This window comes from Alteromonas australica, assembly GCF_000730385.1.
Lineage (GTDB): Bacteria > Pseudomonadota > Gammaproteobacteria > Enterobacterales > Alteromonadaceae > Alteromonas > Alteromonas australica.
The window spans coordinates 157167-172794 of sequence record NZ_CP008849.1; the positions used below are offsets into that span (position 1 = coordinate 157167).

Here is a 15628-nt window from a genome sequence, read left to right on the forward strand (position 1 = left end):
CAGCATGATACAAGTTGGTAGCACCTTGCCCGAGGTGGATTTCGGTCTTTTAGTCAACGGAGAAATGACGAACCCAGGTACGAATGAACTTTTCTCGGACAAACGAGTGGTAATGTTTGCAGTGCCTGGCGCGTTTACGCCAACCTGCTCTCAGGCACATTTGCCAGGTTTTGTGGCGTTAGCCGACAAAATCAAAGCTAAGGGTATCGACAGCATTATTTGTTTGTCGGTAAACGATGCGTTTGTTATGGACGCATGGGGCAAAGCAAATAATGCTGACGAAATTATCATGCTGGCAGATGGCAACGGCCATTTCACCAAGCAAATTGGCCTAGATATGAACACCAGTAACTTTGGTGGTTTACGTTCACTACGCTATTCCATGCTGGTAGAAGATGGTGAGGTGAAAAAGCTTAATCTTGAAGATCCTGGTCGCTTTGAAGTGAGCGACGCGCAAAGCATGTTAGATAGCTTATAAGCGCGTTACATCAATAAGCGTTACTTGACTAAGCTCGCACGCTAGAGATGTCTAGTTTGCGAGCTTTTTTATGCCACGTTTAGCCTAGTATTTTGTTTTACTCCTTACTGTCGCGTGGGGCACTTGCCAGCATGTGCGAGTAAAGTGCAAATCAATGGCGCGAGATGATCTTGCTTTGGCTTACCCCCGTTATAGAAGAGCACCGTTTAATAAGCGCGTTAGCGCCACAGGGGCTAACGCGCGTGCTGCAATAAAAGGCTCGAAATACAAGTGGTTGTAAACATTGAGGCAAGAAGCGCAGATATTCAGCACATTCACACGGTGAGTTACCTTTACTTGGTTAATGATAATAAGTATCATTTGCGAAAGAAGACAACGATTTAGGAATAATTATGACAACAACACTGAAAAAAATGGGTGCCTTGGTTTTCGCATCAGCGGTTTCATTTTCGTTACTCTCTGGCAACGCAATGGCGAATGGTGCAATTGGCGATCACGTTAATAATTTGCATGCCCACATAGGTGAATATACAGAAGAAGTGCATTGGCTAGAAAGTAAGTTTGGTAGTGTTGTTGATGCTTATGAAGCCAAAGATAAAAACCTAAAAACCGATGTTTTAATGGAATATTGGGAAGAGGTAGATTTCCATTCTGCAATTGAAACCCAATACGTGCCTATTTATGCCACTATTTGGCAAGGCATTTACGGTGTAAAAATGGCCATTGATAATGGCAAGCCTGTTGCCGATGTTCGCGTAGAGCAAGAGAAACTCAATCATGCCTTGTGGCAAGCGCTAGGCGCAGTTAAACTTGCGTCCCAATATCAAAAGAAAGGCTTGATTGATCAGGTAAAAACCACCGAAGTTGAACCTACCACAGGCCCAGAAGTTATTGACGATATTAAAACACGTTTAGATCGCGTAGTGGCTAAGTACGCTGAGCAACTACATGAAGTGGCAACGACCCTGGTACATGACACCTATCTTCAGCGCTTTGAAGGTGTAGAAGGCGACTTAATCGCAAAAGACGCAGCATTGGTGGAAGACTTAGAAAAAGACTTCAACGTAACCTTGCCACAAGCCATTTCTCAAGATGAAGGCGTAGATGCCGTTCGTCACGTGGTTGAAGCTATGCAAGTTAAGTTAGACAAAGCGCGTAAACTGCTAGTAGAAGCAGAAAAAGGTCGTAAAGACGTATTTTAAGGAACCTTTATGCAACGAAGAACATTCTTACAAGGGTTAGCCGCCGCCACAGCGTTAGGGAGTTTACCTCTTGGAGTCGCAAACGCCCTAAGCCCCATGGCCAGTGTGTCAGTGGAGTCACTACCTAAACTAGAGGGTGATTTAACCCTGTATTTAGGTCGAGGCGAGGGTGGTTTATACGAGAATGTTCTTCAAGCCATAGAAAAGCGTAACCCTAAGCTTAATCTTAAAATTCGCCGCGGTGGCTCTGCTGCCTTAGCGAATACCATAGTGGCGGAAAAGAAAGCGGGCGTGAAGCGAGCTGATCTTTTCTGGGCTGTGGATACGGGGTCAATTGGTATGGTGACGGATGCGGGGGCAGCTAAACCCTTGCCAACCGATTTAACCACACAGTTAAAAGAAGGGTTTCAATACCCGAGTTGGTCACCTGTTACTGGGCGTGTTCGTACCTTGCCTTATAACACACAACGTGTGTCACCCGAGCAAATTCCAGACAGCGTGATGGCGTTAGCTGACAGCGACCTCAAACTAGGTTGGGCGCCAGCGTACTCTTCGTTTCAGTCATTTGTTACCGCTATGCGTCTGCTTGAGGGCGAAAAAGCCACCCGAGCTTGGCTAAAAGGCGTAAATCGCAACGCCAAAAAATATGCCGGCGAACTCGGTGTCGTTATGGGCGTTGAACGGGGGGAAGTTGATGTCGGGTTTGCGAATCACTACTACACACTGCGCTTAAAATCCGGTAAACCTGATGCGAATGTTGCCTTGGCTTATACCAAAAATGATGCGGGCTGTTTAGTGAACGCATCAGGCATAGTGGCACTGAGTGACGGTGATTTACCGGTCAACTTTATTCGCTACCTGCTCACTCATGAAGTGCAAAGCTATCTTGCTCGGGAAGCTTATGAAATTCCTTTGGTTCAAGATGTAGCGCAGCCAGAAGGTTTAGAGAGTTTAAGTACATTGACACCTCCTGCAATGGACTTACGTAACCTTGCTGATTTACGTCCCACCCTTAACTTGATGAGGGATGTTGGCGTACTGTGACAAACTGGCCAAAGTCGTACCCCCTGGCACTATTGATAGCGCTGATGGCTTTATTGCCCGTCGGCGTTTTGTTTTCTTTAGCCCAAGACAGTGCGCAATTTTTCGATACCCATAATTTGCGGGTTTTAGGTAACACCCTTGCCTTAATGACGTTAACCATAATAGGTTCGGTACTTATTGGTGTTCCCCTAGCGTTATTCACCGCTTATGTACAAATGCCGTTTAAGCGATTCTGGCTGATTGTTTTAGCCGCGCCTCTTGCGCTACCTAGTTACATTGGTGCCTTCGCCATGTATTTTTCGTTTGGTCGCGGGGGAGAAATTGAAAATGTTTTGGGTGTGAGCACGCCTCCTATTAGCGGGTTATGGGGCTCGGCACTGGTGATGAGCCTTTATACCTACCCCTTTGTTATGATGACCACACGCTCAAGCCTACTCAGCTTAGATGCAAGCTTGGTGAATGCCGCGCGAACCTTAGGGTTATCGTTAGGCGCCAGTTTATGGCGGGTGGTATTACCGAGAGTGGTCAATAGTATTGCCGCTGGCGCTTTATTAGCGGCTTTGTATGCGTTATCTGATTTTGGTACGCCGGCCATTATGGGGTTAGACACCTTTACCCGGGTTATCTTTGTGGAATACAACGCCTTTGGCTTAAGCCAAGCGGCCATGTTAAGTCTGCAGCTTATGGTTATTGTTGGGCTAATACTCTTTATTGAAAGCCGTATCAGTGGCGCCACAGAGCGCCCAGGTAGACATTTATCTCTCTTTCCGGCGCCTTGGCAACGTAATCTGATGTTGCTTGCAACCATGCCCATTGTATTCATGAGTATTGTCCTGCCATTGGCAATATTTACGCTTTGGTTGGTACGGGAAGGTACGGGTGGCTTCGAGTTCAGTTATGCTTGGAATTCCGCCCATGCGTCTTTTATTGCCGCTATTGTGGCTGTGCTATTAGCCATTCCAGTTGCTCACGCTGCTATTGCAGGCAAAGCGGGGCGTTTAATGGAACGAATTACCTATTTCGGCTTTGGCGTGCCCGGTATTGTGATGGGAACAGCTTTGGTTTACGTGGGTCTGCAACTCCCAGCGTTTTACCAAACCTTAAGCTTGTTGGTGATGGCTTATGTGCTGCGGTTTATTCCCTTAGCGGTAGGCAGTGTAAGAACCACCGCAGAGAATATCGATTCCGGTTTGGTGAAAGCCGCGCGGGTGCTTGGCGCATCGCCACGAGAAGCCTTTATCCGCATAACGCTACCTTTAACCCTTCGTGGTATGATTGCTGGCGCAGCGTTGGTTTTTCTAGAAGCGATGCGTGAATTACCGGCCACATTAATGTTGGGGCCAACAGGGTTTGAAACTCTTGCTACCTATATGTGGCGAGTATACGAAGCTGGCTACTTCGGCCGCGCTGCGGTGCCGGGTTTACTACTTGTCTTGTTATCTGGCGTGGGGTTAATACTCATGCTGTCGGGCGAACGCAAAGCCCAATTTACTGTTACTGAGGATAAAGGGTCGTAATGCTACGTGTAAGTGATTTATCAGTGAATTATGGGGATACCCGTGTTGTCGACAAGTTAAACTTAGCGCTTGGGCAAGATGAAATCCTTATGCTGGTAGGCCCAACAGGTTGTGGCAAAACCACCATACTGCAAGCGCTGGCAGGGCTTATTCCTATCTCTGAAGGAGAAATAAGCTTAGGCAATTGGGCAAGTACACCTAAAAAGCCGATTCCCCCTGAAAAGCGTAATGTGGGCATGGTATTTCAAGACTTCGCGCTATTTCCTCATTTAACCGTGCAACAAAATGTATGTTTTCGTTTAAAAGACACACAACTTGCTGATCATTGGCTCAGCCTTTTGGGGCTAGAGAATTTTCGCGATGCCAAACCCGCTCGCTTATCTGGCGGCCAAAAGCAACGCGTCGCTCTGGCGCGTACCTTAGCCCATGAGCCCGCGTTTGTGTTGTTAGACGAGCCACTTTCAAACCTAGACGCAGCCTTAAAAGACAGCTTGCGCTGGGAAATTCGCGACGCCCTTAAAAAAGCCGATGTGCCTGCTATTTGGGTGACTCACGACCAAGAAGAAGCCCTTAGCGTAGGCGATAGAGTAGGCATATTAAATAAAGGTGTTTTAGAGCAGCTAGATACACCAGAAGCCTGTTATTCCACGCCGGCAAGCCGCTTTGTGGCCCGCTTTATGGGCGAGGCTAGCTTTTTACAGGCAAGCTACGACAATAACAGTGCATCAAACCCAAATAACACAGTGATAACGGACATAGGTAACGTGCCAGGTACGCCGTTACACCATGCCCATGGCGATGTAGATTTACTGGTTAGACCCGATGATTTAAGCCTAAACGGCGCGCATCCCTCTCCCAATGGGACGGTGGAATGGGTACGTTACGAAGGGGAAAGCCGCTTGTACGCAGTAACGCTAGATAATGGTAGCCACCTTAAAGTGAGGGTTAGCCATGAAAACGCGATTAAGCCGGGAGAGCGTGCCCATGTGCAGCTTGTGACTACCCATCCTTTGGCTGTATTTCCGAAATAGCAGTTTAAGTAATTTATCAGTTTAAAAAAGAAAGGGCGGTGAATAAAATCACCGCCCTTTTTCGCGTTAACCTATGGGTAAGTTTCAGCGAAATTCGTTGCTACGCACTTTCGTTAACCACAATCACTTTGCGATGAGGGAAAGGTATTTCAATATTGGCTTCATCCAGCGCTTTTTTGATTTGCTCAGGGACTGAGAAGCGAATGTCGAAATAGTGCTCACCATGACAAAATGGGCGAACAATAAAATCGACAGAACTGTCGTTCAAGGTAGATACTTCAACAAAGGGCGCAGGATCTTTTAGCACGTGAGGGTGTTCAGCTAATACCTTATCAATAACGGCCCGGGCAGCATCAGTATTTTCGTTATAGGCCACACCAAACGTCATATCGACACCACGAATTTCATGATGGGAATGGTTTACGATTTGCTCGCCCCAAATTTGGCTATTGGGAATAATAATTTGTTGGTTGTCGAAAGTTTGTAGAATGGTGGTGAATAAATCCACTTCGGTAACTTTTCCAAATTTACCTGCCGCGTCAACAAAGTCATTAACTTTATAAGGGCGAAAGATAAGTAGCATAACCCCAGCAGCAAGGTTTGAAAGCGTTCCTTGCAGTGCCAAACCTATGGCTAAACCCGCCGCGCCTAATAGCGCGATAATAGAAGCCGTTTGAACACCAAATCGATTCAGTACGGCAATGCCCACAAAAGCTAATATGGTGTAGCGGGCCACACTACCAAAAAATTTAAATAGGGTGTCATCTAATTGGGGGTGGCGGTTAGCAATGGCTACTATGCCTTTATACACTTTACCTGCTACCCAAAGGCCAACAATTAAAATGGCTAACGCAAGCAAAATATTGGTTGCCCACGCTAACGCGGCAGGCAAATATTGATTGATGTCTAAAGACGCCAAAAAGTCTTCCATGGACTCAATTCCTCTAACATTTAATGTGTGATTATTCGTTTTTATTGAGTCGCTGCTCAATGTAGGGGGTAGTTATAGGTGAATTACTCTACATTTAGTATTGTTAATAAGTATGAATATCCAAATCTAATGCCAATGACAGAAGATTAAATTCAGCGTAAAACACGGGTTGGCGTTGAGCGACGTGGGTAATTACGTATAATCCACGCACACGTAAAGCGCTTACACAAGGCAGAACGCTTCGCGTGGACTCATGTAATAACCTAAGGTGAAGGCAAAGTGATAAAGCGTGATGTAATTGTAATTGGTGCCGGAGCAGCCGGGCTGTTTTGCGCAGCGCAAGCCGGTGCGCGAGGCCGTAGCGTAGAGGTGCTAGATCACGCCAAAAAAGTGGGGCGAAAAATACTGATGTCTGGCGGTGGGCGTTGTAATTTCACCAATATGTATGCTGAACCCGCTAATTTCTTATCGCAAAACCCGCACTTTTGTAAGTCGGCATTAAGCCGCTATACCCAATGGGACTTTATCGCCTTGGTGGCCGAGCACGGCATTGCCTATCATGAGAAAACCTTGGGGCAGCTATTTTGTGATGACAGCGCGAAAGACATTGTCGATTTATTGCTAAAAGAATGCAGCAAGGCCCATGTCACTGTGACTACACGCTGCGAAATCCTCAGTGTGGAAAAGTGCGAAAGTGGGTACTTACTGTCTACATCGAACGGCGATTACCAGTGTGAGTCTTTAGTGGTCGCCACAGGCGGATTGAGTATGCCGAAACTAGGCGCCACCCCTTTCGGTTATAAAATTGCCCAGCAGTTTGGCTTAAATGTGCTTCCTACCAGAGCCGCTTTGGTGCCCTTTACCTTACATGAAAAAGACAAAGCGACACTGGCTGAGTTAAGCGGTATCGCGGTGGATGTGTACGCAAGTTGCAACGACACCACGTTTAAAGAAGCCATGCTTTTTACCCACCGAGGCTTGAGTGGCCCGGCCATGTTACAAATTTCCAGTTACTGGGAAGCGGGCGATACACTCAGCATCAACACATTGCCCAACGACGATAGCCATGAATTACTAGAGACAGCCAGAACATCCACACCCGATGCGCTACTGGCTACCTGTTTAAACAAAGTGTTTCCCAAGCGCATGGTGCAAAGCTTCATTGATTATCATCAGTGGCGAAACGTACCCGTGAAGCAACTGACTCATGGCGAATGCGATGCCATCGCGAATACGCTAGAAAACTGGCCAGTGAAGCCCAACGGCACCGAAGGTTACCGAACCGCAGAAGTCACCATTGGCGGCGTAGATACCAACGAACTCTCATCAAAAACCATGATGGCTAAAAACGTGGAAGGCCTCTATTTCATTGGCGAAGTGGTAGACGTCACCGGCTGGCTAGGCGGCTTTAACTTCCAATGGGCCTGGAGCAGCGGCTGGGCTGCGGGGCAGGTGGTGTGAGAAATCTCTCACACCCGTACACAATGAACCCTTAATTGGTATAGCGGAAAAGCTGATAAGGCGCGCCGCCATAGTCGTAATCGCTCAATATCAAATTAATAACATCACCTTTTTCAATATCGTATACCGTGGTTTCAAGCAATAAGTCGTCAGTATCGGCGTCGTACACGTAAATATCGTAATCGCCGGCTTCAGTTTCAATGTTTAAGCTGCTGAGGTAGGAAATGTTGTCCGATGCATCGTAGGAGTCGGGGTTACTACCCTGTTCAATCACTTTCACGGTGATAGACGTACTGCTTTCATTGTCAATATTATGGGCAATAAGGAGTTTGGCGTGGGTGTCTATTACCCGTAAGTCTTCGGTATGCGAATAGGCTGTTACTGTGCTGCTTGTATCACCCGAGCTCAGTAGCATCACAATTTGGTCGGCGTACATATCAATACTGGTGCTTTCTAGCACGGCACTGGTGTCGGTATCTTTAAGATAAATATCGACGCTATTGGCGTCATCGGTATCGTCAATGTCTACGCTTATTAAGGGCGAAATATCACCAAAGTAAAGCGCTTCTATGGCAGTACTACTGCTACTGTCTTTAGCAACGGCGATGGCGCTTGTACCCACAATGTTATTACTTACCCTTAGGTAGCTGTCTTGTGCTTCGTTAGTGAGTTGACGTGCGCCGTCATCGTTTAACTCTATAATGCTGTAAAAGGGGTCGTCGAAGCCCGCATTTTCATAGCTAACGAATACGTAGGAAAGTGCCTCGCCTTCTTCAATGCTTATGTCGTTTTTCATGGCTAAAATTGTGTCTGTTCCTGACTCGGTGAACACTAATTTATAATCCCCAGCATCCAGGCTAACTTCGCCACTGTAGTCTTCAGCAGCCAGCGTGTAATCCACCGTTTTATTGGTGAGTGACGCGTCGGCATCCAGAATATAAACATCTACGGCATCGTTTATATTGGCTAAGTTGGCAAATTGCACCAAGGCGTAGCCATCGTCAAAATCATCGTCATAAATATCTGAAATATCTATGCTTATCTCCATTGTGCTTGGTGCATCAGCATCGCCATATAAAATATAGCTGTGCAGGTTTTTTTTGCTCACTTTTAAGCTGTCTTCGCTGATAAAGTCATCATTTTCTGTGTTAGGTAAGATTTGATTGAATTCAATATCGAAGGTGGAATTCGTCACGTAGGTATATGCAGTGGCTTCGCTAAAAGCCAAAGTGGCTTCAGATTCATCCTCCACAATAAATTCTATTTCTGGGGATTGGGGCACTAAGTTAACGTATTGGGCGTAACCGTAGCTATCACCTTCTTCATCGTCATCCGCCACATATACACAGCCAGATAAATACAACGAGGTGATAAGGGTGAAGCTGATAAAGCGTTTTGAAACAATAAACATATTTGAACCCATAGATTAGCGATATTCTATGAGCCTGAATTTATTTAATAGTTGTGCAAAGGGATGTAAATATTACTTAAAGAAGCGCATTGCGGCGAAAAACCGCAATGCATAACGCGGCTTAGAATCGGTACATAACCGTGGCGCGAAGGGTACGAGGTTCTATCACGTGATAGTGAATATCGTCGGTTTCAGTGCCTTGGGCGTCGGTTGAAAGGCGAGACGCATAATAGTAATCAATGTCGTGAGCATCACTGTCGGTGAGGTTAAGCACATCTAATTGCAAAACCCAATTGTTCATTTTATATCCTGCCCGCAAGTTAAATACGGTACTTGCGTCTGAGGTGATACTGTTATCCTCAACAAGCGGGCGTTCACCAAAATGTCGAGCCCTTAGGCTGCCAAACAGGCCGTTGTCGAAGTGAGCAGACACGCCTGCTTGTACCACGTTTTTGATTGCACCTGGAATGTGATCGCCTTCAGGTGCGGCATCAGTAAACTCAGCGTCGGTGTAGGCATATTCAAGGTCAATAGACCAATTGTGGTCAAGCTGATAGTAAAGTGCGACTTCTGCCCCTTTACGTTTAGATGCGCGGCTGGCTTCGGTGTTACCGGCATCACCTACAAACAACAATTCACTGTCTAAAGATAGCTGCCACACTGACAACGAGGCATTCAGCGTTTCATCAATAAAGCCCCGCAGACCGGCTTCAACCCCCGTTGAACGAACCAGCGGATCTACCCCGTCTACAGCATCGCCAGAACTAGGGTCTACGTGAATGGTGGTGCCCCTGGCATCGTTAGAGTGTAACCCTTGCCCTGCTGACCCATACAGTTCCCATTCGGGGGTCAAAGTGTATACCGCACTGGCTTTTAACGACGTGATGTCATCACTGGCCGTACCGCTATTCGGTGATAAATCAACGCCATTTGCATTAACACCGGCTAAGTCTTGCACGTCAAAATCAAAATAATCGTAACGCAAGCCAAGCACTGTGCGTAAGTTTTGTGTCCAGTAGGTTTGGTTATTCACATAAACACCCACACTCGACTCTGTTACCTCGTCACGACGAATGACGCCCAAACGCTGTCGGGCTTGCGTGTGATACAAACCCACTTCATCGATATCATCTATTCGCACTTGCGTGCCAATAGTGGTGGTAGAGGGCTGGCCAAATAGGGTGTGATCTTGCCAATAACTGACCTCACCGCCATATACAGTGCGGTCGTCCACTTGTTCAAACTGGTCGCCATTTTCAGGGTCATCAAGAAAATACGTAAAATTGGACCACAAGTTCATGCTGTACGACATCACATAAGCATTTGCGACCACGTTGTCGCCGCGCCAATTCGCGCAAAGACTGTAACGATCCGATTGCCCTCCCACAGTGGTATCTAAAGACCCTAATTCATCAATTAGCCCGCTTTCTACTGCGCGCTCGGGGATTTGATCAGCGCTGTTCCAGCTGTTGTCATAACCCATAAAGGTGAGGCTGAATTCGCCCTTTTCTTGCTTATTCACCCATTTGGCTAACACATTGGTTTTATCCACGTCTTCGTCAATATCGCTCCAGGGGCCATCGTAGGTATTGCGTTCACCCGCCAAAACGACGCGGTTTGTGTCATTAATGGTGACATCTCCTAAGCCAACTAACCGTAGAAAGTTATCTTCTCCAACTGTCGCACTCATGAGAGGGGTAGAGGCCTGGTTAATGGTCGTTAACGTTGCACTACCGGCACCACTGAAGTCGCCTACGTCAGCGTAGTACACGCCCTTTTTATAGTTGAGAGACTGCACGGCTTCTGGGATAACAAAATTAAGGTCGGTGTAGCCTTGCCCATGACCATGGGTGCGCATATTCACCGGCATGCCATCAACAAAAGTGGCAAAGTCAGTGCCATGATCTAAATTGAAACCGCGTAAAAAATATTGATTCGCTTTGCCCGTGCCGCTGTGCTGTGTCACGACCATGCCCGGAATGAACTCCAGTATTTCACCGGTGCGTAAAATTGGGCGTAGTTGAATTTCTTCCTGGCCCACAACCCCTTGCGATGCTGAAATAGCTTCTCCCACTAAGCTAACTTGTCGGCCAGACACGGTGACTTTTTCAATATCATGGCTGTTGCCTTCGTGAGCATTAGCTTGTAAAGCGGCAAGAACAAGCAGAGCTATGGGCGTTTTTTTCACAATAGTTCCTTAATGGGTATACGTTAATTGGGCACTTTCTGGTAACGTGCATTTTTGTATTATTACTGCCTTTACTAAAACCTATAAGAGGTCGGTGTTCGTGAAAGAGCTTTATCGGGGATTAAGTCAGTGGCTAGGCGGAAAACCTTCGCAACACAGCCTCCCTGCATTAGGTGGGCGTGAAATAGACGTCCTTAAGGTGTTGTGGCAACACGGAGAGCTAAGTGCTCAGGAAGTGCTTACCTTTTTTGCTAATGAGCAACTCTCGCTGAGTACAATGCAAAGTACGCTGGAACGCTTGTTTCGTAAAAATATGCTTACCCGCTACAAGCAGGGGCGCTCGTACCGCTATGCGCCAGCATTATCTCAAAGCACCGTGGTCAGCCGCTTGATGGGGGAAATTGCCGACCAGTTAGGTAATGGTGAATCCCAGGTGATAGTCAGTGGTTTCATGTCGTATATTGAAGGGCAAACGTCAAAAGAAGAGGCAGAAAAGCTGTCTTCTTACCTTCCTTCTCATGAGGAGAAGGATGACTGATACGAGTTTTCTCGCCCATCTCGCCTCCTGGCTGTTACTGTCATTACTCTTATCTTGGTGCGTGGCGGGATGTTGGCGGGTAGCAAACACACAACGTGTGCCGTTTTCACCAGATGTACAAGTAAAACTGCTTTTTACTTTAGTGTGGCTTCCCTTTGCTTGTGCGGCATTTAGCCTTATTATTAATGAACTGCCCCCTATAAGCCGCTATTTAGTGGGTGAACATTGCCATGAAAGTCATTGTGGGCCTCATGACTTATACATACCCACGTCATCGACTTTAGGTGCGGGGGTGTTAGCCTTTGCCATTGGTTTGCTGTGTGTCACTATTGTGATGATGGCGCGCCAATTGTACCTGAATAAACGCTTTCACCAGTTATTACAGCTTGCCAGTGCCCGCTCTCCTGCCAATTCTTGTAAGAGTGCCAGTGGCCCACAGGCTGATATGAAGCAATTTTATCAGCGAGTAGACAGTCAGGTGCCTTCTGCTTGGTGCGCGGGGTTGTTGCGCCCACAAATATACGTGTCGCAGGGGTTAGTGGAAAAGTTGACGGATAATCAGCTTAACTTGGTGCTGTTGCATGAGTTTAATCACGTACGCCAATTAGACAATATTAAGCTAATGTGCGTGCGTTATTTTATGATCCTCTGGCCAAAGCGCTGGCGCACAGCCTATCGTCATGCCTTCATTAATGGCTTAGAACTGAGAAGCGATATGTTCGCTTTACACAATGCGGGGCATTGCGCTTCCCTTGACGATTTACCTCTATGCGTTTGCCAACAAGCAGGAGAGCAGGGCGCAAGCAGCGAAAGGCGCGAGCGGTTAAATCGGCTATTAACCCAGCCCCAAAATACGCTGATGCAGTATGCGGTAAGTTATATCTCTGTGTTTGTTTTTGGCATGATACTTACCTTGATTGCTGTTGCCGTGGGACACCCGCTTATGGAATTTCTATTGCAGTAATTTTCATGCTGTGTGGATCGGTGCTCGAGGTCGACGACAGTTAACGCCTTTTTTCGCAACTAAATCTTAACGCGCCTTTTAAGGTTCGAAATACGCAAAATACCCCATGCTTATCACCGCTATATGTGTTTATACTGAGGTATTAATCTTTAGTATAATCGGCACGTTTAAGTTGGTTGGATGGCGTTTATGTACACGGTGTTAGTTGTTGATGATTCACCCGATTCCTTAAGCTTAATTAACGATATCCTTGAAAAGGAAGGGATAAGCACACTTGTGGCATTAGAGGGTAGCCAAGCTATTACCATTGCTGAACAAATCAAACCAGACATCATTTTACTTGATGCCATGATGCCCAAATTAGATGGCTTCGAAACCTGTACACGGCTAAAACAAAACAGAGAATTACAGCACATTCCCGTTATCTTTATGACAGGCTTAACCGACTCTGAAAGCACGTTAAAGGGGCTAAATGCTGGTGGTGTGGACTACATTGTTAAGCCGGTCAATCCCGATGAACTGGTGGCGCGTATCAAAATTCACGCGAACAATGCGCAAATCACATCGAGTGCACAGCAAGCGTTAGATTCTATGGGGCAAAATTTATTTGCTGTTAATCAAGCAGGAGAACTGCTTTGGGCTACGCCTCAAACTCACGACTTTCTATCCAATATCCCCTTCGCCGATGATTGGTTTAACGACAGTTTAATCCCTGCGGTGAAGCATGTTTTGCTAACACCCGGGCAGCATGATGTTGTGCAACAGGTATCCTATGAAGGTGGCGAATGTGAACTGGCATTGGTGTCTCAACGGGAAAACGGAGACAGTATCTTTCGCGTTAATCACGCCGTAAAGGCCATGTCGGGCGAAGAAAAACTGAAAGCGACACTTAACTTAACCGGTCGAGAATCAGAAGTGCTTTACTGGTTATCCAATGGTAAAACCAATAAAGAAATTGCACAAATTCTCGATATTGGGCCGCGCACGGTGAATAAACATTTGGAGCAAGTATTCGCTAAGTTAGGGGTAGAAAATAGAACCACAGCCGCAGGGATAGCCATCCGTGCGCTGGCAGTGAACTAGCTTTGGCTATGTCACAGCGTCATTCCGTTGACCCGTTACAGCAGGCGTACTCGCATTTCGAAAAAGGAGACGTTCAACAGGCCCATAAAGGGTGTGTGTCTTTAATTCAAGCGGGCGAAAAGGTCGGCGAAGCGTATCATTTACTGGCGCAAATCAACGTTAGCATAGGGCAGCTGCATAAGGCGGCAGAACTCTGTAAACACGCCATTGCGCAAAAAAACCTAGTAGAGTTTCGTGTTCTATTGTGCCGGGTTTACGCGTTACTAGGCCAAACCGACGGTGTAATTGCCATTGCCAATACGGTGCAAGTTGATGAGATTCAAACGCCTATTCAGGCCGATACCCTAGGCGTAGCCTTATCTACGTGTAACGAACATGCTCGCGCGCTGGTGTACTTTTCTGCGGCGGTTAACGCCCCAAACCCTAAGCCAAGTTTTCTTTATAACTATGCGGTTTCAAGTAAGTTTTGTGGTGAACTTGAACAAGCAAAGAAAGCCCTTTGGCGAGTGCTAGATGATGAGCCAACCTATTACAAAGCGCATTTTGCGCTGTCTGAATTGACAAAAGGCGATGAAATACGCCGTCACTTAGCACAATTAAAGCAAAAGCTAGATAATGATGCGCAACCGTTAGAAGCGCGGCTGCATTTAAGCCACAGCCTAGCGCGGGAATTAGAGAAACAACAGGATTATACCCAAGCCTTTGACGTATTAACTCAGGCAAAGCAAGAGAAGCAGAAGCACCTTCCTTACGACGCGTCGGCCGACCGGGAGGTTTTTGCTTATTTACAAGCAGCCTTTGCGTCAAATGGGCATATTTCGCCTTCGTCACCTTCTTCACAAAGCACGACTCGACCCATTTTTGTCGTAGGCATGCCGCGTTCTGGCACAACCTTGGTAGAACGCATTTTAAGTAGCCATCAGCAGGTCAGTTCCGGTGGTGAATTACAGGATTTCAGTACCCTGTTAAAGCAGATGTCGGGCAGCCAAAGCCTTAATGTTTTAGACGTCACCACGTTAAAACAGGCGGAAAGTATCGACTACAATAAGCTTGCGCAGGCATACCTTGCGCGAACACAGCACATAGGTAATAGCGCCCACTTCGTCGATAAGCTCCCATTCAATTTTTTCTATCTTCCGTATATTCGCCGTGCTTTTCCCAACGCAAAAATTATTTGCTTACAGCGAAACCCAATGGACACCTGTGTGGGGAACTTCCGCCAGTTATTTAGTATCCACAACCCACATTATCATTACACCCACAGTCTACTTTCCTGTGCGTCTTTCTACCGCCAATGCATGAATTGGGTAGAGCACTGGCAGGCAATAGAAGGTGAGAATTTTATGTTGCTGAACTACGAAGCCTTGGTGACTCATCCAAGACAGCACATTGCTGACTTGCTCAAGTTTTGTGAATTATCGTGGGACGAAAATTGTTTACACATGCAAGGGAACACTGCGCCTGTGTCAACGGCCAGCAAAATGCAGGTGAAAATGCCCATCAACCAGCAGTGGATAGGTCGTTGGCAACGTTACAAGCCCCACACCAATGCCTTAGAGGCAGTCTTTCAGCAATAAGTTAAATTCGGCGTCATTTAATTAACAAATCTTTAACTATCTGATTTGGCAGAAAAAGTGCGTTAAATGACGTAGTCGGAATAGGAATAATGCCAGTACTCGTTGCAACCTAGCAAGCCCATAATAATCCTGCAAATAAAATAAGAACCCATCGCAAATTGATCATCCAATGCAGCGTCCAGCAGTTATCTGCATGTCAAACG

Annotated in this window: 13 protein-coding genes; 10 read left to right on the forward strand and 3 right to left on the reverse strand. The window is 46.6% G+C overall.

Features of this window, described 5'->3' with window-relative positions:
* Window positions 1–4 precede the first annotated feature (4 nt).
* The 5 genes from EP13_RS00680 (at window position 5) to EP13_RS00700 (ending at window position 5272) form a co-directional block, all read left to right on the forward strand.
* Entirely contained in the window at window positions 5–478 is a 474-nt protein-coding gene (locus EP13_RS00680; RefSeq protein ID WP_044055507.1) for a peroxiredoxin, read from the forward strand.
* A gap of 392 nt (window positions 479–870) precedes the next feature.
* Window positions 871–1680 (forward strand): hypothetical protein, encoded by an 810-nt coding sequence (locus EP13_RS00685; RefSeq protein ID WP_044055508.1) that lies wholly within the window; start codon window positions 871–873, stop codon window positions 1678–1680.
* 9 nt (window positions 1681–1689) lie between these two features.
* The gene (locus EP13_RS00690; protein ID WP_044055509.1) at window positions 1690–2724 is read left to right on the forward strand and encodes an extracellular solute-binding protein; all 1035 of its coding nucleotides are present in this window, start codon (window positions 1690–1692) and stop codon (window positions 2722–2724) included.
* Window positions 2721–4241, forward strand: coding sequence for an ABC transporter permease (locus EP13_RS00695; protein WP_044055510.1), 1521 nt, complete (start codon window positions 2721–2723; stop codon window positions 4239–4241). Before EP13_RS00690 ends, EP13_RS00695 begins: the two co-directional genes overlap by 4 nt.
* Window positions 4241–5272: an ABC transporter ATP-binding protein gene (locus EP13_RS00700; protein ID WP_044055511.1), complete on the forward strand. Its 1032-nt coding sequence runs from the start codon at window positions 4241–4243 to the stop codon at window positions 5270–5272. Before EP13_RS00695 ends, EP13_RS00700 begins: the two co-directional genes overlap by 1 nt.
* Before the next feature lie 100 nt (window positions 5273–5372).
* On the opposite strand, the gene EP13_RS00705 is transcribed toward EP13_RS00700, so the two are convergent.
* Window positions 5373–6203, reverse strand: a complete 831-nt coding sequence (locus EP13_RS00705; protein ID WP_044055512.1) for a mechanosensitive ion channel family protein — start codon at window positions 6201–6203, stop codon at window positions 5373–5375.
* Window positions 6204–6482: 279 nt separating this feature from the next.
* Between EP13_RS00705 and EP13_RS00710 the strand changes: the two genes are divergently transcribed.
* On the forward strand, window positions 6483–7664 hold the full coding sequence (locus EP13_RS00710; RefSeq protein ID WP_044055513.1) for a BaiN/RdsA family NAD(P)/FAD-dependent oxidoreductase: 1182 nt from the start codon (window positions 6483–6485) through the stop codon (window positions 7662–7664).
* A 31-nt stretch (window positions 7665–7695) separates the two neighbouring features.
* Here EP13_RS00710 and EP13_RS00715 read toward each other — a convergent pair whose 3' ends face one another.
* Window positions 7696–9075 carry a DUF4397 domain-containing protein gene (locus EP13_RS00715; RefSeq protein WP_156026708.1) on the reverse strand — a complete coding sequence of 460 codons (1380 nt, stop codon included), beginning with the start codon at window positions 9073–9075 and terminating at the stop codon, window positions 7696–7698.
* Between the two features lie 121 nt (window positions 9076–9196).
* A complete protein-coding gene (locus tag EP13_RS00720; protein WP_044055515.1) occupies window positions 9197–11263 on the reverse strand; it encodes a TonB-dependent receptor in 2067 nt (688 codons plus the stop codon).
* Between the two features lie 100 nt (window positions 11264–11363).
* On the opposite strand from EP13_RS00720, the gene EP13_RS00725 reads away from it, so the two are divergent.
* The 4 genes from EP13_RS00725 (at window position 11364) to EP13_RS00740 (ending at window position 15425) form a co-directional block, all read left to right on the forward strand.
* Window positions 11364–11801 carry a BlaI/MecI/CopY family transcriptional regulator gene (locus EP13_RS00725; protein WP_044058635.1) on the forward strand — a complete coding sequence of 146 codons (438 nt, stop codon included), beginning with the start codon at window positions 11364–11366 and terminating at the stop codon, window positions 11799–11801.
* A complete protein-coding gene (locus tag EP13_RS00730; protein WP_044055516.1) occupies window positions 11794–12765 on the forward strand; it encodes a M56 family metallopeptidase in 972 nt (323 codons plus the stop codon). The genes EP13_RS00725 and EP13_RS00730 overlap by 8 nt, the downstream gene beginning before the upstream one ends.
* 189 nt (window positions 12766–12954) lie before the next feature.
* Complete coding sequence (locus EP13_RS00735) at window positions 12955–13848, forward strand: response regulator (protein WP_044058636.1); 894 nt, start codon at window positions 12955–12957, stop codon at window positions 13846–13848.
* 8 nt (window positions 13849–13856) lie between these two features.
* Window positions 13857–15425 (forward strand): tetratricopeptide repeat-containing sulfotransferase family protein, encoded by a 1569-nt coding sequence (locus EP13_RS00740; RefSeq protein WP_231497901.1) that lies wholly within the window; start codon window positions 13857–13859, stop codon window positions 15423–15425.
* The last annotated feature ends 203 nt before the right edge of the window (window positions 15426–15628 follow it).